The organism is Pseudomonas sp. OVF7 (assembly GCF_030644265.1).
GTDB lineage: Bacteria > Pseudomonadota > Gammaproteobacteria > Pseudomonadales > Pseudomonadaceae > Aquipseudomonas > Aquipseudomonas gorinensis.
Genome location: NZ_CP128996.1, coordinates 5,826,239 through 5,847,948, shown reverse-complemented (window position 1 = coordinate 5,847,948; position 21,710 = coordinate 5,826,239). Strand labels below are relative to the sequence as shown.

Genomic DNA, 21,710 nt, shown 5'->3' with positions numbered 1-21,710 from the left:
ACTGTTTTATAGGTGGTTTTTTTTAGGCACGGGTATTGCTACAGCCCTCGCAACGTTCCGTTTAACTGACGGTCAGCCAAGCGAGAGAGCATGATGCCCCACGCCGCCCAACTAACTTCGGTCCCTGATCTCCAGGGACTTGTCCCGTCTGTAGAGCAACAGAGCCGCCAGGGCCTGGAGCAGGCGTTTTCGCTGTTCAACCAGATGTCCAGCCAACTGACTGATTCCTACAGCCTGCTGGAGGCTCGGGTCTCCGAGCTCAAGGGTGAGCTGGCCGTGGTCAGTGCCCAGCGCATGGAAGAGCTGGCCGAGAAAGAGCGCCTGGCCAACCGTCTGCAAAACCTGCTCGACCTGTTGCCCGGCGGCGTGATCGTCATTGACGACCAGGGTCGCGTGCGCGAAGCCAACCCGGCCGCCTGCGACATGCTCGGCCTGCCGCTGGAGGGCGAGTTGTGGCGTGAAGTGATCACCCGCTGCTTCGCGCCGCGCGAAGACGACGGTCATGAAATCTCCCTCAAGGACGGGCGCCGCCTGTCCATTGCCACCCGCTCCCTGGACGCCGAGCCCGGCCAGCTGGTGCTGCTCAACGACCTGACTGAAACCCGTCACCTGCAAGACCAGTTGGCGCGGCATGAGCGGTTGTCGTCCCTGGGGCGGATGGTCGCTTCTTTGGCGCATCAGATCCGTACGCCGTTGTCGGCCGCATTGATCTACGCCAGCCATTTGACTGATGAGCAATTGCCCGCGGCCACCCAGCAGCGTTTTGCCGGGCGCCTCAAGGAACGCTTGCATGAACTGGAGCATCAGGTGCGCGACATGCTGGTGTTTGCCCGCGGCGAATTGCCGCTGACCGACCGCATCACGCCGTCGGGGTTGATGCAGTCGTTGCAGGCGGCAGCAGCCACCCATATCCAGGAAGCCAATGTGCGCTGGCAGTGCGACAGCCACCTCGGCGAGTTGCTGTGCAATCGCGACACCCTGGTGGGCGCCTTGCTCAACCTGATCGAAAACGCCACCCAGGCCAGCGGCCCCGGCGCACGGCTCAAGGTGCACTTGTATACGCGCGAGCAAACCCTGCGCCTGTGTATCAGCGACAGCGGCAGTGGCATCGAGCCGGCGGTGCTGCGGCGCCTGGGTGAGCCTTTTTTCACCACCAAGACCAACGGCACGGGCCTCGGCCTGACCGTGGTCAAGGCAGTGGCGCGGGCTCATCAGGGAGAATTGCAGCTGCGTTCCCACCTGGGGCGCGGCACCTGTGCATTGATGACCTTGCCGCTGTTCGTCAGCGCGGCAAGCGCGGAGTAAAGAGCAATGGCTATCAAGGTTTTATTGGTGGAAGACGATCGCGCCCTGCGTGAGGCATTGGCTGACACGCTGCTGTTGGCGGGCCATGACTACCGGGCGGTCGGTTCTGCCGAGGACGCCTTGGAGGCCGTCGAGCAGGAGTCCTTCAGCCTGGTGGTCAGCGACGTGAACATGCCTGGCATGGATGGCCACCAGTTGCTCGGCCTGCTGCGTGCGCGTCAGCCGCAGTTGCCGGTGTTGCTGATGACCGCCCATGGCGCGGTGGAGCGGGCGGTGGACGCCATGCGCCAAGGAGCGGCGGACTACCTGGTCAAACCATTCGAACCCAAGGCGCTGATCGAACTGGTCGCCCGGCATGCCCTGGGTGTGATTCCGGCCACCGAGGGCGAAGGTCCGATTGCCTTCGAGCCGGCCAGTGCCCAATTGCTGGAGCTGGCGGCCCGCGTGGCGCGCAGTGACTCCACGGTGTTGATTTCCGGCGAGTCCGGCACCGGCAAGGAGGTACTGGCGCGCTATATCCACCAGCAATCCAGCCGCGCCAAGCAACCGTTTATCGCCATCAACTGCGCCGCGATCCCCGACAACATGCTCGAAGCGACGCTGTTCGGCCATGAAAAAGGCTCGTTCACCGGCGCCATCGCGGCCCAGCCCGGCAAGTTCGAGCAAGCCGACGGCGGCACCCTCCTGCTCGATGAAATTTCCGAAATGCCCCTGGGCCTGCAAGCCAAGTTGCTGCGGGTGTTGCAGGAGCGTGAAGTGGAGCGGGTCGGCGCACGCAAGCCGATCCAGCTGGATATCCGTGTGATCGCCACGACCAACCGCGACCTCGCGGGCGAAGTGGCGGCAGGGCGTTTCCGTGAGGACTTGTTCTATCGGCTTTCGGTGTTCCCCCTGGCCTGGCGCCCGTTGCGCGAACGCCCGGCAGACATCCTCCCGCTGGCCGAGCGGCTGCTGAACAACCACGTCAAAAAAATGAAGCACGCCCAGGCGCGGCTGTCGGCCGATGCCCAGGCCTGCTTGATCAGCTACCCATGGCCCGGCAACGTGCGGGAATTGGACAACGCAATCCAGCGCGCGCTGATTTTGCAGCAGGGCGGCTTGATCCAGCCTCAGGATTTCTGCCTGGCCATGGGCAGTGGCGCCGCGCCGCTGCCGAGCCTGGCGCCCGCTCCGGTCGTCGCCGAAGCCGAGTCTGCCGGTGCCCTGGGTGACGACCTGCGGCGCCGCGAATTCCAGATGATCATTGACACCCTGCGTGCCGAGCGCGGCCGTCGCAAGGAGGCTGCCGAACGCCTGGGCATCAGCCCGCGCACCCTGCGCTACAAGCTGGCGCAGATGCGCGATGCTGGTATGGACGTGGAAGCGTATCTTTTTGCCACCTGATCCGTAACGAGACTGACAAGGTTTGTCGCCTTTTCTTACGAGTTGCTACAGAGCTGGCACCCTTGTTGCTACCTCCCCAGTAATCGCTGCGTAGTGTCAAAAAATTGCGGGTTGTCGGAGAGAAGGTCATGAGCCAGGGTATTGAGTTCAATCGGTTGATGTTGGATATGCGCTCCATGCAAATGGATGCCATGGCTCAGCCGAAATCCGTCGCGCCAGCGCCGGAATTGGGCCAAAGCAGTTTCGCCGATATGCTCGGCAAGGCAATCAATAAAGTCAGCGATACCCAGCAAGCCTCCAACCAGTTGGCCACCGCGTTCGAGATCGGCAAGAGCGGCGTAGACCTCACCGATGTGATGGTCGCCTCGCAAAAGGCCAGCGTTTCGTTCCAGGCGTTGACCCAGGTCCGTAACAAGCTGGTGCAAGCCTATCAAGACATCATGCAGATGCCGGTTTAAGGACGAGATTTAAGTCATGGCAGAAGCAGTCGTGGACAACGTACCCGCCAAGGCAGACGGCAAACCGCCGCTGTTTGGCCTGTCGTTCCTGGAAAACCTCTCCGAAATGACCATGCTGCGTCAGGTGGGCCTGATGGTCGGCCTGGCAGCCAGCGTGGCGATTGGTTTTGCCGTGGTGTTGTGGTCGCAGCAACCTGATTACCGTCCGCTGTATGGCAGCCTGGCCGGCATGGATTCCAAGCAGATCATGGAAACCCTGGCCGCCGCCGACATCGCCTACACCGTCGAGCCCAACTCCGGCGCCTTGCTGGTCAAGTCCGATGACGTGGCCCGTGCGCGCATGAAGCTGGCCGCCGCCGGCGTGACCCCGTCCGACAGCAATATCGGTTTTGAAATCCTCGACAAGGACCAGGGGTTGGGGACCAGCCAGTTCATGGAGGCCACCCGCTACCGTCGTGGCCTGGAAGGCGAGCTGGCGCGTACCATCTCCAGCCTGAATAACGTCAAGGGTGCCCGCGTGCACCTGGCGATCCCGAAGAGCTCGGTGTTCGTGCGTGACGAACGCAAGCCCAGTGCCTCGGTGTTGGTCGAGCTGTTCTCCGGCCGCTCCCTGGAGCCTGGCCAGGTGCTGGCGATCATCAACCTGGTGGCCACCAGCGTTCCCGAATTGAGCAAGTCGCAGATCACCGTGGTGGACCAGAAGGGCAACCTGCTGTCCGACATGGCGGAAAACTCCGCGCTGACCCAGGCCGGCAAGCAGTTTGACTACAGCCGCCGCATGGAGAGCATGCTCACCCAGCGCGTGCACAATATTCTGCAGCCGGTGCTGGGCAACGACCGCTACAAGGCTGAGGTGTCGGCCGATGTGGACTTCAGTGCCGTCGAGTCGACCTCCGAGCAGTTCAACCCGGACCAGCCGGCCCTGCGCAGCGAGCAGTCCACCAGCGAACAACGCACCGCCAGCAATGGCCCGCAAGGTGTGCCGGGGGCCCTGAGCAACCAACCGCCGTCGCCGGCCTCGGCGCCGCAAACCACGGGCGGCGCTGCGGCGACCGCGGGCGCCATCGCCCCAGGCCAGCCACTGCTGGACGCCAATGGCCAACAGATCATGGACCCGGCCACCGGCCAGCCAATGCTCGCGCCTTACCCGGCGGACAAGCGTAACCAGTCCACCAAGAACTTCGAACTCGACCGCTCCATCAGCCACACCAAGCAACAGCAGGGCCGGATCAATCGCCTGTCGGTGTCGGTGGTCGTGGATGACCAGGTCAAGGTCAACGCCGCTGACGGTGCTGTGACTCGCGCGCCGTGGAGCGCCGACGAATTGGCGCGCTTCACTCGCCTGGTGCAGGACGCTGTCGGTTTCGACGCCAGCCGGGGTGACAGCGTCAGCGTGATCAACATGCCGTTCTCTGCCGAGCGCGGCGAAGTTATCGCCGACCCGGCGTTCTACACTCAGCCGTGGTTCTGGGACATCGTCAAGCAAGTGTTGGGTGTGCTGTTCATCCTGGTGCTGGTGTTCGGTGTGCTGCGTCCGGTGCTCAACAACATCACCGGCCATGGCAAGAAACAACTGGCCGCCTTCGGTGGCAGCGACGTCGAGTTGGGTGGCATGGGCGGCCTGGATGGTGAACTGGCCAACGACCGTGTCAGCCTCGGCGGCCCGCAAAGCATCCTGTTGCCTAGCCCGAGCGAAGGCTATGACGCTCAGTTGAACGCAATCAAGAGTCTGGTGGCAGAAGACCCGGGCCGTGTGGCCCAGGTCGTGAAAGAGTGGATTAACGCAGATGAGTGATAATCGAGCCGCCGTTGCCAAGCTCACCAAGGTCGACAAAGCCGCAGTCCTGCTGCTGTCCCTGGGTGAAACCGACGCCGCCCAAGTGCTGCGTCACATGGGGCCCAAAGAGGTTCAGCGCGTGGGCGTGGCCATGGCGCAGATGCGCAATGTGCACCGTGAGCAAGTCGAACAGGTGATGAGCGAGTTTGTCGAGATCGTCGGCGACCAGACCAGCCTGGGCGTCGGTTCCGACAGCTACATCCGCAAGATGCTCACCTCGGCCCTGGGCGAAGACAAGGCCAACGGCCTGATCGACCGCATCCTGCTGGGCGGCAACACCAGCGGCCTCGACAGCCTCAAGTGGATGGAACCGCGCGCCGTGGCTGACGTGATCCGCTACGAGCACCCGCAGATCCAGGCGATCGTGGTGGCGTACCTCGACCCGGACCAGGCCGGTGAAGTGCTTGGCCATTTTGACCACAAGGTCCGGCTGGACATCATCCTGCGCGTGTCGTCGTTGAATACCGTGCAGCCAGCGGCGCTGAAAGAACTCAACACGATTCTCGAGAAGCAGTTCTCGGGCAACTCCAATGCCTCGCGCACTACCCTGGGTGGTATCAAGCGCGCGGCCGACATCATGAACTTCCTCGATAGCTCGGTCGAAGGCCAGTTGATGGACTCGATCCGCGAGATCGACGACACCCTGTCCGGCCAGATCGAAGACCTCATGTTTGTGTTCAACAACCTCTCCGATGTCGACGACCGTGGCATCCAGGCGTTGCTGCGTGAAGTCTCCTCCGACGTGCTGGTGCTGGCCCTCAAGGGCTCGGACGAAGGCGTCAAGGAGAAGATTTTCAAGAACATGTCCAAGCGCGCCTCCGAACTGTTGCGCGACGACCTGGAAGCCAAGGGCCCGGTGCGCGTCAGCGACGTGGAAACCGCCCAGAAGGAAATCCTCACGATTGCCCGCCGTATGGCCGAAGCCGGAGAAATTGTTCTCGGCGGGAAGGGCGGCGAAGAAATGATCTAAGGCGCCCCACATGTCGAGCAAAGATGAGACGCCCAGCGATCTGATTCGCGCGCGGGACGTGGGCGGGTTCGACATCTGGTCGTTGCCCAGCTTCGACCCGCACGTGCCGGAACCCGAGCCTGAACCGGTCGAGGAACTGCCGGCGGAAATGGAAGAAGTGCCGCTGGAGGAAGTCCAGCCGCTGACCCTGGAAGAGTTGGAAAGCATCCGCCAGGAAGCCTACAACGAAGGCTTTGCCGCCGGCGAAAAAGACGGCTTTCGCAGCACCACCCTCAAGGTGCGCCAGGAAGCCGAGGCCGCGTTGAGCGTCAAGTTGACCTGCCTGGAACGCCTGATGGGCAGCCTGTTCGACCCCATCGCCGAGCAGGATTCGCAGATCGAAAAAGCCATGGTCGGCCTGGTGCAGCACATCGCCCGCCAGGTGATCCAGCGCGAACTGGCGCTGGACTCCAGCCAGATCGAAAGTGTGATGCGCGAAGCCCTCAAGCTGCTGCCCCTGGGCGTCGGCAATGTGCGGCTGTACATCAACCCGCAGGATTTCGAGCAGGTCAAAGCCCTGCGCGAGCGCCACGAAGAAACCTGGCGCATCGTCGAAGATGCGGCGTTGCTGCCCGGTGGTTGCCGTGTCGAGACCGAGCACAGCCGCATCGATGCCACGGTGGAAACCCGCATCAGCCAGATCATGGCCAAGCTCTTCGATCAACTCCACGAACAAGCCCTGCACCCGGCCGAGCCTGACCTGAGTGTTGAGCTGGACGCCTCCGATGCGCCTTGATCGCACCAGCTTCGCCAAGCGCCTCGGCGGTTATGCCGAGGCCACCGAGTTGCCCGGCCAACCGATCCTTGAAGGGCGCCTGTTGCGCATGGTCGGCCTGACCCTCGAAGCCGAGGGCCTGCGGGCCGCCATGGGTAGCCGCTGCCTGGTGATCAACGACGACAGCTACCACCCGGTGCAGGTCGAAGCTGAAGTGATGGGCTTCTCCGGCAACAAGATTTTCCTCATGCCTGTCGGCAGCCTGGCGGGCATTGCCCCCGGCGCCCGCGTGGTGCCGCTGGCCGATACCGGTCGCCTGCCCATGGGCATGAGCATGCTCGGCCGCGTGCTCGACGGTGCCGGTCGCGCGCTGGACGGCAAGGGCGGCATGAAAGCCGAGGACTGGGTGCCGATGGACGGCCCCACCATCAACCCGCTCAACCGCAACCCCATCAGCCAGCCGCTTGACGTGGGCATTCGCAGCATCAACGGTTTATTGACGGTCGGTCGCGGCCAGCGCCTGGGTCTGTTCGCCGGTACCGGCGTGGGTAAATCGGTGTTGCTCGGCATGATGACCCGCTTTACCGAGGCCGACATCATCGTGGTGGGGTTGATCGGCGAGCGGGGCCGGGAAGTGAAGGAGTTCATCGAGCATAGCCTCGGTGAAGAGGGCCTCAAGCGCTCAGTGGTGGTCGCCTCGCCTGCGGACGATGCGCCGCTGATGCGTTTGCGCGCCGCCATGTACTGCACGCGCATCGCCGAGTATTTTCGCGACAAGGGCAAGAATGTCCTGTTGCTGATGGATTCGCTGACACGTTTCGCCCAGGCCCAGCGGGAAATCGCCCTGGCCATCGGTGAGCCGCCGGCCACCAAGGGGTATCCGCCGTCGGTGTTCGCCAAGCTGCCCAAGCTGGTGGAGCGCGCCGGTAACGCCGAAGCGGGCGGGGGCTCAATCACCGCGTTCTACACCGTATTGTCCGAAGGCGATGACCAGCAGGACCCGATTGCCGACTCGGCGCGGGGCGTGCTTGACGGCCACATCGTGCTGTCGCGGCGCCTGGCGGAAGAGGGGCACTACCCGGCCATCGATATCGAAGCGTCGATCAGCCGGGTGATGCCGTCGGTGGTCACGCCGGAGCATATGGCGCGCGCCCAGCAGTTCAAGCAACTGTGGTCGCGCTATCAACAGAGCCGTGATTTGATCAGCGTCGGCGCCTACGTGGCCGGCGGCGATCGTGAGACCGATCTGGCGATCGCCCTGCAGCCGCAGTTGGTGACCTACCTGCGCCAGGGCCTCAACGACAACATCAGCATGGGCGAAAGCGAAGCGCACCTGCAATCCATCTTCGCCCCCGCGCCAGGCGGCTAAGCCATGGCCAGTAGTCGCTCGTCACGTCTGGCCCCGGTGGTGGAGATGGCTGAAAAAGCCGAAAAAACCGCCGTGCAGCGCCTGGGTTACTTCCAGGGCCAGGTGCGCCTGGCGGAAAGCAAACTGGGCGACCTGGAGCGTTTTCGCGGCGAGTACCAGCAGCAGTGGATCGAGCGCGGCACCAAGGGCGTGTCCGGGCAGTGGCTGATGGGCTACCAGGGCTTTCTCAACCAGCTTGAAACCGCCGTCGGCCAGCAGCGCCAGAGCCTGGCCTGGCACCAGAACAACCTCGACAAGGCCCGCGAGAGCTGGCAAGCGGCCTATGCCCGGGTAGAAGGGTTGCGCAAGCTGGTGCAGCGCTATATCGATGAAGCGCGGGCCATTGAAGACAAGCGCGAGCAGAAGCTGCTCGATGAGTTGTCCCAGCGTCTTCCCCGCCAATCACCATTCTGACGGTCGCCATCGGGCGCAAGCCCCCTCCTACATTTGATTGGCAATGTTGCCCACATCCGGTTCACCTGCTACACCTTGTGTCTATGCCAATGACAAGGAAGCAGTCGTATGTCAGTCATGTCAGAAGTATCCCTGGATGGGAAGAAGTTGACGATCGCTATCAAGGGCCGGTTCGATTTCGGCAGCCATCAGGTGTTTCGTGACGCCTATGAGCGTTTCTACAAGGTGCCTGAGCTGTATGTGGTCGACCTGAAAGACACCACCTACATGGACAGCTCGGCACTGGGCATGCTCCTGCTGCTCAGGGACCATGCCGGCGGCGACGACGCGGAAGTCCAGGTGATCAACATCAACTCCGATGTGCGCAAGATCCTCGCCATTTCCAATTTCGACAAACTGTTCGATATCAGTTGAGCGTCCTGGCCCCCGTCCTCGAGGCGCTGACTATCCTGATCGCCGAGGACAGCGCCGCCGACCTGCTGCTGCTGTCGACCATCATTCGGCGCCAGGGCCATCAAGTCCTCACGGCCAGCAATGGTGAGGAAGCGGTCGCGGTGTTTAACCGCGACCGCCCGCAGTTGGTGTTGATGGATGCACTGATGCCGGTGATGGATGGCTTTGAAGCGGCGCGCCGGATCAAGCAGCTGGCCGGCGAAGCACTGGTGCCCATCATCTTCCTCACTTCCCTGCGCCAGAGCGAAGCCCTGGCCCAGTGCCTGGATGCGGGCGGCGACGACTTCCTGCCCAAGCCTTACAACCCGTTGATCCTGTCGGCCAAGATCAACGCCATGGACCGCCTGCGCCGCCTGCAAGCCACGGTGTTGCAGCAGCGCGACTTGATCGCCAGGCACCACGAGTACCTGTTGCACGAGCAGCGGGTGGCCAAGGCGGTGTTCGATAAAGTCGCCCATTCCGGCTGCATCAATGCCGCCCCGAATATTCGCTACCTGCAATCGCCTTACGCGCTGTTCAACGGTGACCTGCTGCTGGCGGCGTATACGCCGTCGGGTGATATGCATGTGCTGCTCGGCGACTTTACCGGCCATGGCTTGCCGGCGGCGGTGGGCGCCATGCCGTTGGCCGAGGTGTTTTATGGCATGACCGCCAAGGGCTACGGCCTGGCGCAGATCCTGCGCGAGATGAACGCCAAGCTCAAACGCATCCTGCCGGTGGACATGTTCTGCTGCGCCACCCTGTTGTGCCTGAGCACGCAGCGGCGGGCGGTGGAGGTGTGGAACGGCGGCATGCCCGAAGGCTATGTGCACGACATCGCCACTGGGCGGCGCACGCCACTGCTGTCCCGGCATTTGCCGCTGGGGGTGCTGTCAGCGCAGGCGTTTGATGATCGCACTGAAGTCTGGCCCATGGCCCTGGGCGACCGCGTGTTTCTGTTGTCGGATGGCGTGCTGGATACCGCCGATGCCAATGAACAGTTGTTCGGTGTCGAGCGATTGCAGCAGGTGTTCGCGTCCAATCGCGAGCCCGAGCGGCTGTTCGAAGACATCGAGCAGGCGTTGGCGGCGTTTCGCGGAGAGGCGCGGGACGACGTCAGCCTGGTGGAAATTACCCTGCAAGCGGATCCGCCGTTGCGTGCGACGGGGCTGTTATATGCCGACAGCGGCCAATCGTGCCCGCTGGACTGGTCGGTGAGTTTTGAATTTCGCGCCGAGACCCTCAAGCGCTACAACCCCTTGCCCTATCTGCTGCAACTGTTGCTGGAGATCCACGGCCTGCGGGAGCGGAGCGGGGCGCTTTACACGGTGATGGCCGAGCTGTATTCCAACGCCCTGGAGCACGGCGTGCTGGGCCTGGACTCGCGGCTCAAGCGCGATGCCCAGGGGTTTGCGCAGTATTATCGCCAGCGCAATGAGCGCTTGGCGCACCTCAACAGCGGCTACGTGCGTGTGCACGTGCAAGTGTCGCCCACCGCCGCGGGGGGCAAGATGACCCTGCGCGTCGAAGACAGTGGCCCTGGGTTCGATGTGGAGCAGGTGCTGGCGCGGCCGCTGGATTTCGACCGTCTGTCTGGCCGTGGCCTGAGCCTGGTGCGCCAGTTGAGCAGCGCGATAGGCTGGTCCGATGGCGGGCGCAGTGTCTGCGTGGAGTTTTCCTGGGAGGCTCTGGCATAATCCGCCGATTCTTGATCAAGGAGCGAACAAGTGGTTGAGGTTCATCTGGACCCAGACGTGTTGTCGGGTTTGCAGGAAATCATGGAAGGCGACTATCCCAAGCTGCTCGATACCTTTCTTGACGATTCGCAAAAGCGCGTCGAAGCGTTGCGCAAGGCCCGCGATGATGCCAAGGCATTGGGGCGCATTGCCCACAGCTTCAAGGGCAGCAGCGGCAACCTGGGGGCGGTACGCTTGGCGCAGTTGTGCCAGCGGCTGGAGGCCGAGTCCGTCGAGGCCGCGGCGGACCTGGGGGCCTTGGTCGACCAGATCGATCATGAGTTTGCGCTGGTCAAGCCGCTGTATGAGTCGGAGCGCCAGCGTTTTCAGATGTGATGAGCGTTGTTGCCCAGGGTGAGGGGAGCGATCAAGGCGTCCTTTGCAAACCTGGCCCGACTCTTGCTGTATGTCTTTTACTGCATCTCCGATCCCCATGCAGTGGAGACCTTTACCTATGCCAGTCGCCCCTAATTCGCTCCTACAGGCTGCCCCTGCGGCCAAGGCTCAAGCGCCCGCCGCCAATCCACCGGCAGTGGCTGCGGACCCACGGGACAAGGGCCCTGGCTTCGCTCAAGTGTTCGCCAGCCAGGCGTCGAAACCGACGGTCAAGGCCGACGATAACGCGCCAAAATCCACGCGGGACAAGCCTTCCGACAACAGCGCCAAACCGGTCGCGAACAACGATAAGCCTGCCGCCAACAACGACAAACCTGCCGCCAGCACGTCAGCGGTTGCCGATAGCGGCAATTCCTTGCCTGCCACCGTACCGGCCAAGTCCAGTGACAGCGCGAGCAGTGAAGGCGACAAGCCCACTGATCCGACACTGGCGCAGCAGCCTCCAGTCGACCCGGTGGTCGACCCGGCCTTGATTGCCACGGTCACCCCGGTTGTGGTGCCGGTACCGGTAGTGGCGCCGGTGGAAACGCCGGCGCCGGCGCCTGTTGCCGCTGCCAAGGATGACAAGGCCCAGCCCGTGGTCGCCGCACCCGTCGCCGCCACCGATCAGCCCCAGCCACCGGCTTTCGACCCCGAAGCCGACCCCCTCGACGCCATGCCGGCCGTGCGCCTGGCGATGGAGCAGGGCGGTCATGTGTCGGCCAGCAGCCAGACACCGGCGAAAACCGCACCGACTACGACTCAGGATCAACCGACCGCTGCACAGAGCTTTGCCGCTGGCATGGCCAATATGGTCGACCAGCAAGCCACCAAGGACAGCACCGACCAGGGGGGCGACAAAGCCTTCAGCGGGCTCATCGAAGGCGGCCTCAAGGACCTGAAGAACGCCAGCAGCGATACCCGTGTCGATGATTTTGCCAACCGCCTGGCCGCACTGACCCAGGCCGCCACGCCGAAAACCGCCAACGCCTTGCCGCCGGTGGCCAACGCACCGTTGGCCATGCATCAGAGCGGCTGGACAGAAGAAGTGGTCAACCGCGTGATGTACCTGTCCAGCGCCAACCTCAAGTCGGCGGAAATCCAGTTGCAGCCGGCTGAGCTGGGGCGCCTGGATATCAAGGTCAACATGACGGCGGACCAGCAGGCCCAGGTGACGTTCATGAGTGGTCACGCCGTGGTGCGTGAGGCGCTGGAAAGCCAGTCCGGCCGTCTGCGGGAGATGTTTGCCCAGCAGGGCATGGGCCAGGTGGACGTCAACGTGTCCGACCAGTCCCGTGGCTGGCAGGGCCAGGGCCAGGAACAACAGCAGCAGAACCAGGCGCGCGGCGTGAGCGGCGGCGGCGGCCGGGGTGACGGCAGCGACTTGACGGATCACGCCGAGGTGGCCGCGGCCGTCGCGCCGGTGACCCAGACCGTGGTCGGCTCCAGCGCCGTCGATTACTACGCCTGATGTAAGTCTGGCATAGGACAAAATGTGGGAGGGGGCTTACCCCCGATGAGGGTGTGTCAATTCATACATCAGTTGACTGATACACCGCTATCGGGGGCAAGCCCCCTCCCACACTTGATTTGTGGTGTTCCCTCGTCTGCGTCCAGCCAGACAACTCTGGCATAACACTTGCTCTTGCCTTTCCGAAGATCTATGAATCCCCGAATAGTGACGGATTATTGGCATGGCGAAGAGCGACGACGCAGCAACAGCACCCGCAGGCAAGGGTAAGGGCAAGCTCAAGCTTATCCTGGTGATTGTCCTGGGCCTGCTCCTGGCCATTGGCGCCTCTGTGGGCGGCACCTGGTACATCATGCACAGCAGTGCAAGCAAACCGGCACCCGCCGCCGAAACCGCCAGTAACGTCAAGCAACCGGCAATCTTCGAGCCGATGCTTCCGGCCTTTGTCGCCAACTTCAACCAGAACGGCCGTCAACGCTACCTGCAGGTGAGCATCACCTTGCTGGCGCGCAACCAGGCCGACCTGGATGCCCTCAAGGTGCACATGCCCGTGATCCGCAACAACCTGGTCATGCTGTTCTCCGGGCAGAGCTTCGACGCCCTGGCCACCCCGGTGGGCCAGGAAATGCTGCGCCAGAAGGTCACCGCCAGCGTGCAGGAAGTGGCCCAGAAGGAGCTCGGCAAAGTGGTGATCGAGCAGGCGCTCTTTACTAATTTCGTATTGCAGTAGGATCACGACATGGCCGTGCAAGACCTGCTGTCCCAGGATGAAATCGATGCGCTGTTGCATGGCGTGGACGATGGTCTGGTACAGACCGAAACGGCTGCCGAGCCCGGCAGCGTCAAAAGTTATGACCTGACCAGCCAGGATCGCATCGTCCGTGGACGCATGCCGACCCTGGAGATGATCAACGAACGTTTTGCCCGCTACACACGGATCAGCATGTTCAACATGCTGCGCCGCTCGGCGGACGTGGCGGTAGGTGGCGTGCAGGTGATGAAGTTCGGTGAATACGTGCATTCGCTGTACGTGCCCACCAGCCTCAACCTGGTCAAGATCAAGCCGTTGCGCGGCACCGCGCTGTTCATCCTCGACGCCAAGCTGGTGTTCAAGCTGGTGGACAACTTCTTCGGCGGCGACGGCCGTCACGCCAAGATCGAAGGCCGTGAATTCACCCCGACCGAACTGCGGGTGGTGCGCATGGTGCTGGAGCAAGCCTTCATCGACTTGAAGGAAGCCTGGCAGGCGATCATGGAAGTCAATTTCGAGTACATCAACTCGGAAGTGAACCCAGCCATGGCCAACATCGTCGGCCCCAGCGAAGCCATTGTGGTGTCCACCTTCCACATCGAACTCGATGGCGGCGGCGGCGACCTGCACGTGACCATGCCGTACTCGATGATCGAGCCGGTGCGCGAAATGCTCGACGCCGGTTTCCAGTCCGACCTGGACGACCAGGACGAACGCTGGGTCAAGGCCCTGCGCGAAGACCTGCTCGACGTCGACGTTCCCCTGAGCGCCACCGTGGCCCGTCGCCAGTTGCGCTTGCGCGATATTTTGCACATGCAGCCAGGCGATGTGATTCCAGTGGAATTGCCGGAAGAAATGATCATGCGCGCCAATGGCGTGCCGTCGTTCAAGGTCAAGCTCGGTTCCCACAAGGGCAACCTGGCGCTGCAAGTGGTCGAGGCGATCAACCGTCGCTGAGCCACCCCGATTGATGCACCCCCATTTATGAATGTTTGCTCCGCCGAGGACATGTAATGGCTACCGAACACGAAAGCACTTCCGCCGAAGACCAGGCCCTGGCCGACGAATGGGCTGCGGCCCTGGAAGAAACCGGTGATGTCGGCCAGGACGATATCGACGCATTGCTGGCCGCTGACGCCGCCACCGCGCCGGCCGGCAAGCGCCTGCCGATGGAAGAGTTCGGCAGCGTGCCGAAGAACAACGAGCCGGTGACCCTCGATGGCCCGAACCTGGATGTGATTCTCGATATCCCGGTGTCGATCTCCATGGAAGTGGGCAGCACCGACATCAACATCCGCAACCTGCTGCAACTCAACCAGGGCTCGGTGATCGAGCTGGACCGCCTGGCCGGCGAGCCGCTGGACGTGCTGGTCAACGGCACCCTGATCGCCCATGGCGAAGTGGTGGTGGTCAACGAAAAGTTCGGCATCCGCCTGACCGACGTGATCAGCCCGAGCGAACGCATCAAGAAGTTGCGCTGATATGAAACGGCTGATGGTGGGACTGTTAGTCGCGCTGCCATTGGCGGCCTGGGCCGCCGAGCCGGTGGCCCAGGCCGCCGTTGCGCCGGTGGGCGGTGGCGTCGGCGGGCAACTGACCCAGCTGGTGCTGGGCCTGTTGCTGGTGGTCGGCTTGATCTTCGTGCTGGCCTGGCTGATGCGCCGTGTGCAGAACATCGGCCCGGGCAATGCCCAGGTCATCGAGATGATCGGCTCGCGCGCCCTCGGCCCACGTGATCGGCTGGTGCTGGTGCAGGTGGGCGAGGAGCAGATTCTGCTGGGTATAACCCCCGGCCGCATCACCCCGCTGCATGTGCTCAAGACCCCGGTGAACGTGGACGCGTCCCAGCCCGCCACGCCAGAATTCGCCCAGCGCCTGATGGAGTTGCTGGGCAAGGATCAGAAGGATAAGAAGTAATGCGCGTTTTATTGACGCTCATGCTGTGGCTGGTCGCGCCACTGGCGTTGGCCGCCGACCCGTTGTCGATCCCGGCGATCACCCTGGGTACCAACGCGGCCGGAGCCCAGGAGTATTCGGTCAGCCTGCAGATCCTGCTGATCATGACCGCGCTGAGCTTTATCCCGGCGTTTGTCATGCTGATGACCAGCTTTACGCGGATCATCATCGTCTTCTCGATCCTGCGCCAGGCCCTGGGCCTGCAGCAGACCCCTTCGAACCAGATCCTCACCGGCATGGCGCTGTTCCTCACGCTGTTCATCATGGCCCCGGTGTTCGACAAGGTGAACCAGCAAGCCCTGCAGCCCTACCTGGCGGAGAAAATGACCGCCCAGGACGCGATCGACAAGGCTCAGGGCCCGATCAAGGACTTCATGTTGTCGCAGACCCGCTCCAGCGACCTGGAGTTGTTCATGCGCCTGTCCAAGCGGACCGACATCGCCACCCCGGACCAGGCGCCGCTGACCATCCTGGTGCCGGCGTTCGTCACCTCTGAACTGAAGACTGCGTTCCAGATCGGCTTCATGATCTTTATCCCGTTCCTGATCATCGACCTGGTGGTGGCGAGCGTGCTGATGGCCATGGGTATGATGATGCTGTCGCCGCTGATTATTTCGTTGCCGTTCAAGATCATGCTGTTTGTGCTGGTGGACGGCTGGGCGCTGATTATCGGCACGTTGGCCAGCAGTTTCGGCGGAGTGTAGCGACATGACTCCAGAAGTAGCGGTCGACCTGTTCCGTGAAGCGCTGTGGCTGACCACCATGATGGTGGCGGTGCTGGTCGTGCCGAGCCTGTTGGTTGGCCTGCTGGTGGCGATGTTCCAGGCCGCGACCCAGATCAACGAACAAACCTTGAGCTTCCTGCCGCGCCTGCTGGTGATGCTGATCACGCTGATCGTCGCCGGCCCGTGGCTGGTGCAAACCTTCATGGAATACATCCTGCAGCTGTATGGCAGTATTCCGCAGTTGATCGGCTGAGCCCATGCAATCGCTGCTGGCCTTGACCGATACCCAGATCAGTACCTGGGTGGCGTCCTTCATCCTGCCGCTGTTTCGCGTCACGGCGGTGCTGATGAGCATGCCGGTGTTCGGGACTACCCTGGTGCCACGCCGCATCCGCCTGTATTTCGCCGTGGCGATTACCGTGGTGCTGGTACCCGGCCTGCCGCCGATGCCGCCGGTCAATGCGTTGGACCTCAGTGCGCTGATGCTGATTGCCGAACAGATCCTGATCGGCTCGCTGCTTGGCTTCTCCCTGCAACTGTTCTTCCAGGCGTTCGTGATTGCCGGGCAAATCATCTCGATCCAGATGGGCATGGGCTTCGCCTCCATGGTCGACCCCACCAACGGCGTGTCGGCGGCGGTGATCGGACAGTTCCTGACCATGCTGGTGACCTTGCTGTTCCTGGCCATGAACGGCCACCTGGTGGTGTTCGAGGTGCTGACCGAAAGCTTCACCACCTTGCCGGTGGGCTCGGGGTTGGTGGTCAATCATTTCTGGGAACTGGTGGGGCGCCTGAGCTGGGTGTTGGGCGCATCGCTGCTGCTGGTGTTGCCGGCCATCACCGCGCTGCTGGTGGTCAACATCGCGTTCGGCGTGATGACCCGCGCGGCGCCGCAACTGAACATCTTTTCGATTGGTTTCCCGTTGACCCTGGTGCTGGGCATGGGGATTTTCTGGGTCGGCATGGCTGACATTCTCAATCAGTATCAACCGCTGGCGACCGACGCCCTGCAGTTCTTACGTGATCTGGCACGGGCGCGCTGAGCTATGGCCGAGAGCGAGAGTGGCCAGGACAAAACAGAAGACCCCACGGAGAAGCGCAAAAAGGACTCCAGGGAGAAGGGCGAGATTGCCCGTTCCAAGGAGCTCAACACCGTTGCGACCATGATGGCCGGGTCCGGCGCCTTGCTGATCTATGGCGGCGGCCTGGCGCTGGACCTGATGGAGCTGATGAAACTCAACTTCACCTTGCCCCGTGAAGTACTCCTTAGCCCCGGTGCCATGGGGCAATACCTGCTGCATTCAGGGAAGATCGCGATCCTGGCGGTGCAACCGATCCTGATCACGTTGCTGCTGGCTGCGCTGATCGGTCCGGTCGCCCTGGGCGGCTGGCTGTTCGCCGCGAGCAGCATGGCGCCCAAGTTCAGCCGGATGAACCCGGCAGCCGGGCTCAAGCGCATGTTTTCCAGCAAGGCCCTGGTGGAACTGCTCAAGGCCCTGGCCAAGTTCATCCTGATCCTGTTCGTGGCGCTGGTGGTATTGTCCTCCGACATCGACGACCTGCTGCGCATTGCTCATGAACCGCTGGAGTCCGCGATCATTCACAGCGTGCAAGTGGTGGGCTGGAGCGCGCTGTGGATGGCCGCAGGGTTGATCCTGATCGCCGCGGTGGATGCGCCGATCCAGTTGTGGGAAAGCCACAAGAAACTGCTGATGACCAAGCAGGAAGTGCGCGACGAGCACAAGGACCAGGAGGGCCGTCCTGAGGTCAAGCAACGTATTCGCCAGCTGCAACGCGAAATGTCCCAGCGCAAGATGATGGCCGCGGTGCCCGACGCCGACGTGGTCATCACCAACCCGACCCACTACGCCGTCGCGCTCAAGTACGACCCGGAGAAAGGCGGCGCGCCGATGCTGCTGGCCAAGGGCAGCGACTTTACCGCGCTGAAAATCCGCGAAATCGCCGTGGCCAACGACATCCTGCTGCTGGAGTCGCCGGAGCTGGCGCGGTCGATCTTCTACTCCACCGACCTCGACCAGGAAATCCCCGCCGGGTTGTACCTGGCCGTTGCGCAGGTGTTGGCGTATGTCTACCAGATCCGCCAATACCGCGCAGGCAAGGGCAAGCGCCCTGATCCGCTCAAGGACCTGCCGATCCCGCCAGACCTGCGCCGGGATTCTTGATCACATTCTCTGTGGCAAGCCGGCCTATTGTGGCAAGCAGGCTGACCGTGGCAAGCAGGTTGGCTGTGGCAAGCAGGTTGACTGTGGCGAGCGGGCTTGCCCTAATGCCGTTCAGTTAAGCGTACATCGCCTTCTGTAGGAGCGAGCTTGCTCGCGAAAAACGTCAACGATAACGCGTGTTTCCTGAGTGAACGCGGCGCCTGTGAGTTCTTCGCGAGCAAGCTCGCTCCTACAAAAAAGCCTTAACTGAACGGCATTAGGGCTTGCCCCGCGTCGGGCTGCGAAGCAGCCCCGGCAGGAACACTGCAGTCCTTCAGGCACAACTCAGTGTCTGTTTTTGGGGCCGCTTCGCAGCCCGACGCGGGGCAAGCCCGCTCGCCACAAATGTGCTCTCCTTCCCCTATGACCGCTCATCGCAAACACCCCTCAACCTGTCAACTTTGACAGTAGCCACCATCGCCTTATCGCGTTTCTATTGCCTCAGGCACTGCGCAACAAGATGCAGGATGTGAAGTGATGAAGCCATTTACAGGCAGAGTCAAAGCTTATAACCAGAAGACCGGCAAGGGCTCTATTGCGCCGGATGAAGGCGGGGACGACGTGTCAGTAGATCGGCGCGGCTCGGGTGGACACAGGCTTTCGAAGGGTCAGAAAGTCTCGTTCCTGATGATCCATCGACCGGATGGCATCTATGCCTATGACGTAAAACTGATCTGACGACACCTGTGCAGGTCCTTAATTGAAGTGTTCGGAGAACGGCTATGGCTACGGGTATTGTGAAGTGGTTTAACGGGGAGAAGGGGTTTGGCTTCATCACTCCCGACGACGGCAGTCCGGATCTTTTTGTCCACTTTTCGGCAATTCAGACTGATGGTTACAGAAGCCTTGAGGAGAATCAAAAAGTCGAGTTCGAGGTCACTCAAGGCCCAAGGGGCCCGCAGGCTGCCAACGTCCGTGCCCTATGAGCTTGATGATCGTTCCCGCAGGGTGCTGCAGGAACGATCAGCCATCAGGCCATCAAGTGCTCGCTGTCCTCCAGCACACTGCCAGCCAGCAGCTTTGCCAGCCCGATCAACTGAGCAACGCCCAGCGCACCTTCGCGTTTTGCCCCGCCCAATTCAATGACCCCGGCATATCCCAGGTGGCAACGGATGGACACATCTCCGATAGGTGGGAGGGGGCTTGCCCCCGATAGCGGCGCATCAGTCACCTGTTCTTGGCCTGACACACTGCAATCGGGGGCAAGTCGAATCGTCGCACCGCCCCTCCCACATTTGAACGGTGTATATCCGGTAGAACTCGGGCGCCTGTAGCGATCCATACCCTCAAAAGCAAAGTTGGAAGGCTTCTTGCAATACCGCCTTCAAGTCGCCAACTGGCGTCAAAAGTTTGCTTTAAGGGATACGGGGAATACCGGTGGTAGATCGCTCTCAAATGCTCAGCACGGCCCGTGGCACCCTGACTGATTTGTCACGGGGCAACCTGGGTGTGCCGTTGTTGTTGCTGGTGATGCTGGCAATGATGATGTTGCCGATGCCGCCGTTCCTGCTCGATGTGTTCTTCACCTTCAACATCGCTTTGTCCGTCGTCGTCCTGTTGGTCTGCGTGTATGCCCTGCGGCCGCTGGATTTCGCGGTGTTCCCGACGATCCTGCTGATTGCGACCCTGCTGCGGCTGGCGCTGAACGTGGCCTCCACGCGGGTGGTGATGCTCCACGGCCAGGACGGCCATGCTGCCGCAGGCAAGGTGATCCAGGCCTTCGGTGAGGTGGTGATCGGCGGTAACTACGTGGTCGGTATCGTGGTGTTCGCGATCCTGATGATCATCAACTTCGTGGTGGTGACCAAGGGTGCCGGGCGGATTTCCGAGGTGAGCGCGCGCTTTACCCTCGACGCCATGCCCGGCAAGCAAATGGCCATTGATGCTGACCTCAACGCTGGCCTGATCGATCAGAACCAGGCCAAGTCGCGCCGCCTGGAAGTGGCCCAGGAGGCCGAGTTCTATGGCTCCATGGACGGCGCCAGTAAGTTTGTACGCGGTGACGCCATCGCGGGCCTGTTGATTCTGTTCATCAACCTGATCGGCGGCATGGCGGTCGGGATCTTCCAGCACGGCATGACCTTCGGCGATGCCGGCAAGGTGTATGCCTTGCTGACCATCGGTGACGGTTTAGTGGCGCAATTGCCATCACTGTTGTTATCTACAGCTGCGGCGATCATGGTGACCCGTGCGTCGGGCTCCGAAGACATGGGCAAGCAGATCAGCCGGCAGATGTTTGCCTCGCCCAAGGCGCTGGCCGTGGCGGCGGGCATCATGGCGATCATGGGGCTCGTGCCCGGCATGCCCCATGTGTCGTTCCTCAGCATGGCGGCCATGGCTGCGGGTGGCGCCTACCTGTTCTGGAAAAAACAGAACACGATCAAGGTGAAGGCCCAGCAAGAGATCGCGCGCCAGCAGGAACTGCTGCCATCCCCGGCCCGTGCCCAGGAAACCAAGGAATTGGGCTGGGACGACGTGACCCCGATCGACATGATCGGCCTGGAAGTCGGCTACCGCCTGATTCCGCTGGTCGACCGCAACCAGGGTGGGCAATTGCTCGCGCGGATCAAGGGGGTGCGCAAGAAGCTGTCCCAGGACCTGGGCTTCCTGATGCCCACCGTACACATCCGCGACAACCTCGACCTGGCCCCCAGCGCCTACCGCCTGACCCTGATGGGCGTGATCCTCGCGGAAGCCGAGATCTACCCCGACCGCGAACTGGCGATCAACCCCGGCCAGGTGTTCGGCACGCTCAACGGCATTACCGCCAAAGATCCGGCTTTTGGCCTGGAAGCGGTGTGGATCGAAATCAGCCAACGCAGCCAGGCGCAGTCGCTGGGTTACACCGTGGTGGACGCCAGCACCGTGGTCGCCACCCACCTCAACCAGATTCTGTACAAGCACTCACACGAGCTGATCGGCCACGAAGAAGTCCAGCAATTGATGGGGTTGCTCAGCAAAGCCTCGCCAAAACTGGCCGAAGAGCTGGTGCCGGGCGTGCTGTCGCTGTCGCAGCTGCTCAAAGTGCTGCAGGCGTTGCTCGCCGAACAGGTGCCGGTACGCGATATTCGCAGCATCGCCGAGGCTATCGCCAACAATGCCGCCAAGAGTCAAGATACTGCCGCGCTGGTGGCTGCGGTGCGTGTCGGATTGTCCCGCGCAATCGTGCAAAGCATTGTGGGGCTTGACTCCGAGCTGCCTGTGATCACCTTGGAACCAAGGTTGGAACAAATATTGCTCAATAGTATTCAGAAGGCCGGACTTGGCCAGGAAGAGGGTGTCCTGCTGGAGCCGAGCATGGCTGAAAAGCTGCAGCGTTCGTTGATCGACGCGGCGCAGCGCCAGGAAATGCAGGGCCAGCCGGTGATTCTGTTGGTAGCAGGCCCGGTCCGAGCGATGTTGTCGCGGTTTGGACGCCTGGCAGTACCGAATTTGCACGTATTGGCTTACCAGGAAATTCCTGACAATAAGCAAGTGACCATCGTCGCGACAGTTGGGCCCAACGGCTGAGGT

At 62.2% G+C, this 21,710-nt stretch carries 24 protein-coding genes; 23 read left to right on the top strand and 1 reads right to left on the bottom strand.

Translation table 11 applies throughout. The annotated features are described in order from the left end of the window. Positions 1–93 precede the first annotated feature (93 nt). The 22 genes from QU606_RS26525 (at position 94) to QU606_RS26420 (ending at position 19,123) form a co-directional block, all read left to right on the top strand. Positions 94–1,305 carry a PAS domain-containing sensor histidine kinase gene (locus tag QU606_RS26525; protein WP_041161276.1) on the top strand — a complete coding sequence of 404 codons (1,212 nt, stop codon included), beginning with the start codon at positions 94–96 and terminating at the stop codon, positions 1,303–1,305. Between the two features lie 6 nt (positions 1,306–1,311). Then, entirely contained in the window at positions 1,312–2,688 is a 1,377-nt protein-coding gene (locus QU606_RS26520) for a sigma-54 dependent transcriptional regulator (RefSeq protein ID WP_304997809.1), read from the top strand. Positions 2,689–2,816: 128 nt separating this feature from the next. Then, positions 2,817–3,146: a flagellar hook-basal body complex protein FliE gene (fliE, locus tag QU606_RS26515; RefSeq protein ID WP_024076715.1), complete on the top strand. Its 330-nt coding sequence runs from the start codon at positions 2,817–2,819 to the stop codon at positions 3,144–3,146. 16 nt (positions 3,147–3,162) lie between these two features. Continuing rightward, a complete protein-coding gene (gene fliF / locus QU606_RS26510) occupies positions 3,163–4,941 on the top strand; it encodes a flagellar basal-body MS-ring/collar protein FliF (RefSeq protein ID WP_024076714.1) in 1,779 nt (592 codons plus the stop codon). Continuing rightward, entirely contained in the window at positions 4,934–5,953 is a 1,020-nt protein-coding gene (gene fliG / locus QU606_RS26505) for a flagellar motor switch protein FliG (protein ID WP_010563975.1), read from the top strand. Before fliF ends, fliG begins: the two co-directional genes overlap by 8 nt. A 10-nt stretch (positions 5,954–5,963) precedes the next feature. Beyond that, entirely contained in the window at positions 5,964–6,728 is a 765-nt protein-coding gene (gene fliH / locus QU606_RS26500) for a flagellar assembly protein FliH (RefSeq protein WP_304997808.1), read from the top strand. Then, on the top strand, positions 6,718–8,076 hold the full coding sequence (gene fliI / locus QU606_RS26495) for a flagellar protein export ATPase FliI (protein ID WP_024076712.1): 1,359 nt from the start codon (positions 6,718–6,720) through the stop codon (positions 8,074–8,076). Before fliH ends, fliI begins: the two co-directional genes overlap by 11 nt. A 3-nt stretch (positions 8,077–8,079) precedes the next feature. After that, positions 8,080–8,529: a flagellar export protein FliJ gene (fliJ, locus tag QU606_RS26490; RefSeq protein ID WP_024076711.1), complete on the top strand. Its 450-nt coding sequence runs from the start codon at positions 8,080–8,082 to the stop codon at positions 8,527–8,529. Positions 8,530–8,637: 108 nt separating this feature from the next. Beyond that, positions 8,638–8,943: an STAS domain-containing protein gene (locus QU606_RS26485; RefSeq protein WP_024076710.1), complete on the top strand. Its 306-nt coding sequence runs from the start codon at positions 8,638–8,640 to the stop codon at positions 8,941–8,943. Next, positions 8,940–10,658 (top strand): fused response regulator/phosphatase, encoded by a 1,719-nt coding sequence (locus tag QU606_RS26480; RefSeq protein ID WP_024076709.1) that lies wholly within the window; start codon positions 8,940–8,942, stop codon positions 10,656–10,658. The genes QU606_RS26485 and QU606_RS26480 overlap by 4 nt, the downstream gene beginning before the upstream one ends. A 30-nt stretch (positions 10,659–10,688) precedes the next feature. Continuing rightward, positions 10,689–11,033, top strand: coding sequence for an Hpt domain-containing protein (locus QU606_RS26475; protein WP_024076708.1), 345 nt, complete (start codon positions 10,689–10,691; stop codon positions 11,031–11,033). 118 nt (positions 11,034–11,151) lie between these two features. Further along, entirely contained in the window at positions 11,152–12,543 is a 1,392-nt protein-coding gene (locus tag QU606_RS26470; RefSeq protein ID WP_304997807.1) for a flagellar hook-length control protein FliK, read from the top strand. A 223-nt stretch (positions 12,544–12,766) separates the two neighbouring features. Continuing rightward, positions 12,767–13,273 carry a flagellar basal body-associated protein FliL gene (gene fliL, locus QU606_RS26465; protein WP_024076706.1) on the top strand — a complete coding sequence of 169 codons (507 nt, stop codon included), beginning with the start codon at positions 12,767–12,769 and terminating at the stop codon, positions 13,271–13,273. Between the two features lie 9 nt (positions 13,274–13,282). After that, positions 13,283–14,251: a flagellar motor switch protein FliM gene (fliM, locus tag QU606_RS26460; protein WP_024076705.1), complete on the top strand. Its 969-nt coding sequence runs from the start codon at positions 13,283–13,285 to the stop codon at positions 14,249–14,251. 56 nt (positions 14,252–14,307) lie between these two features. Beyond that, the gene (fliN, locus tag QU606_RS26455; RefSeq protein ID WP_024076704.1) at positions 14,308–14,775 is read left to right on the top strand and encodes a flagellar motor switch protein FliN; all 468 of its coding nucleotides are present in this window, start codon (positions 14,308–14,310) and stop codon (positions 14,773–14,775) included. Position 14,776: 1 nt separating this feature from the next. After that, entirely contained in the window at positions 14,777–15,211 is a 435-nt protein-coding gene (gene fliO, locus QU606_RS26450; RefSeq protein ID WP_024076703.1) for a flagellar biosynthetic protein FliO, read from the top strand. Next, positions 15,211–15,954 (top strand): flagellar type III secretion system pore protein FliP, encoded by a 744-nt coding sequence (gene fliP / locus QU606_RS26445; RefSeq protein WP_024076702.1) that lies wholly within the window; start codon positions 15,211–15,213, stop codon positions 15,952–15,954. Before fliO ends, fliP begins: the two co-directional genes overlap by 1 nt. Before the next feature lie 4 nt (positions 15,955–15,958). Next, entirely contained in the window at positions 15,959–16,228 is a 270-nt protein-coding gene (fliQ, locus tag QU606_RS26440; protein ID WP_003214552.1) for a flagellar biosynthesis protein FliQ, read from the top strand. Between the two features lie 4 nt (positions 16,229–16,232). Next, positions 16,233–17,018 carry a flagellar biosynthetic protein FliR gene (gene fliR, locus QU606_RS26435; protein ID WP_024076701.1) on the top strand — a complete coding sequence of 262 codons (786 nt, stop codon included), beginning with the start codon at positions 16,233–16,235 and terminating at the stop codon, positions 17,016–17,018. Positions 17,019–17,021: 3 nt separating this feature from the next. Continuing rightward, on the top strand, positions 17,022–18,158 hold the full coding sequence (flhB, locus tag QU606_RS26430) for a flagellar biosynthesis protein FlhB (protein ID WP_024076700.1): 1,137 nt from the start codon (positions 17,022–17,024) through the stop codon (positions 18,156–18,158). Positions 18,159–18,674: 516 nt separating this feature from the next. Beyond that, positions 18,675–18,875 (top strand): cold-shock protein, encoded by a 201-nt coding sequence (locus QU606_RS26425; RefSeq protein WP_024076699.1) that lies wholly within the window; start codon positions 18,675–18,677, stop codon positions 18,873–18,875. A 44-nt stretch (positions 18,876–18,919) separates the two neighbouring features. Then, a complete protein-coding gene (locus tag QU606_RS26420; protein ID WP_304997806.1) occupies positions 18,920–19,123 on the top strand; it encodes a cold-shock protein in 204 nt (67 codons plus the stop codon). Positions 19,124–19,167: 44 nt separating this feature from the next. On the opposite strand, the gene QU606_RS26415 is transcribed toward QU606_RS26420, so the two are convergent. Next, complete coding sequence (locus QU606_RS26415; RefSeq protein WP_304997805.1) at positions 19,168–19,317, bottom strand: hypothetical protein; 150 nt, start codon at positions 19,315–19,317, stop codon at positions 19,168–19,170. A 275-nt stretch (positions 19,318–19,592) separates the two neighbouring features. On the opposite strand from QU606_RS26415, the gene flhA reads away from it, so the two are divergent. After that, complete coding sequence (gene flhA, locus QU606_RS26410) at positions 19,593–21,707, top strand: flagellar biosynthesis protein FlhA (protein ID WP_041160990.1); 2,115 nt, start codon at positions 19,593–19,595, stop codon at positions 21,705–21,707. Positions 21,708–21,710: the final 3 nt, after the last annotated feature.

Bases quoted from the DNA above. Each gene is read 5' to 3' on its own strand.
- QU606_RS26525 (WP_041161276.1), top strand. From the start codon at position 94: ATGCCCCACGCCGCCCAACTAACTTCGGTCCCTGATCTCCAGGGACTT.
- QU606_RS26520 (WP_304997809.1), top strand. From the start codon at position 1,312: ATGGCTATCAAGGTTTTATTGGTGGAAGACGATCGCGCCCTGCGTGAG.
- fliE (WP_024076715.1), top strand. From the start codon at position 2,817: ATGAGCCAGGGTATTGAGTTCAATCGGTTGATGTTGGATATGCGCTCC.
- fliF (WP_024076714.1), top strand. From the start codon at position 3,163: ATGGCAGAAGCAGTCGTGGACAACGTACCCGCCAAGGCAGACGGCAAA.
- fliG (WP_010563975.1), top strand. From the start codon at position 4,934: ATGAGTGATAATCGAGCCGCCGTTGCCAAGCTCACCAAGGTCGACAAA.
- fliH (WP_304997808.1), top strand. From the start codon at position 5,964: ATGTCGAGCAAAGATGAGACGCCCAGCGATCTGATTCGCGCGCGGGAC.
- fliI (WP_024076712.1), top strand. From the start codon at position 6,718: ATGCGCCTTGATCGCACCAGCTTCGCCAAGCGCCTCGGCGGTTATGCC.
- fliJ (WP_024076711.1), top strand. From the start codon at position 8,080: ATGGCCAGTAGTCGCTCGTCACGTCTGGCCCCGGTGGTGGAGATGGCT.
- QU606_RS26485 (WP_024076710.1), top strand. From the start codon at position 8,638: ATGTCAGTCATGTCAGAAGTATCCCTGGATGGGAAGAAGTTGACGATC.
- QU606_RS26470 (WP_304997807.1), top strand. From the start codon at position 11,152: ATGCCAGTCGCCCCTAATTCGCTCCTACAGGCTGCCCCTGCGGCCAAG.
- fliL (WP_024076706.1), top strand. From the start codon at position 12,767: ATGGCGAAGAGCGACGACGCAGCAACAGCACCCGCAGGCAAGGGTAAG.
- fliM (WP_024076705.1), top strand. From the start codon at position 13,283: ATGGCCGTGCAAGACCTGCTGTCCCAGGATGAAATCGATGCGCTGTTG.
- fliN (WP_024076704.1), top strand. From the start codon at position 14,308: ATGGCTACCGAACACGAAAGCACTTCCGCCGAAGACCAGGCCCTGGCC.
- fliO (WP_024076703.1), top strand. From the start codon at position 14,777: ATGAAACGGCTGATGGTGGGACTGTTAGTCGCGCTGCCATTGGCGGCC.
- fliP (WP_024076702.1), top strand. From the start codon at position 15,211: ATGCGCGTTTTATTGACGCTCATGCTGTGGCTGGTCGCGCCACTGGCG.
- fliQ (WP_003214552.1), top strand. From the start codon at position 15,959: ATGACTCCAGAAGTAGCGGTCGACCTGTTCCGTGAAGCGCTGTGGCTG.
- fliR (WP_024076701.1), top strand. From the start codon at position 16,233: ATGCAATCGCTGCTGGCCTTGACCGATACCCAGATCAGTACCTGGGTG.
- flhB (WP_024076700.1), top strand. From the start codon at position 17,022: ATGGCCGAGAGCGAGAGTGGCCAGGACAAAACAGAAGACCCCACGGAG.
- QU606_RS26425 (WP_024076699.1), top strand. From the start codon at position 18,675: ATGAAGCCATTTACAGGCAGAGTCAAAGCTTATAACCAGAAGACCGGC.
- QU606_RS26420 (WP_304997806.1), top strand. From the start codon at position 18,920: ATGGCTACGGGTATTGTGAAGTGGTTTAACGGGGAGAAGGGGTTTGGC.
- flhA (WP_041160990.1), top strand. From the start codon at position 19,593: ATGCTCAGCACGGCCCGTGGCACCCTGACTGATTTGTCACGGGGCAAC.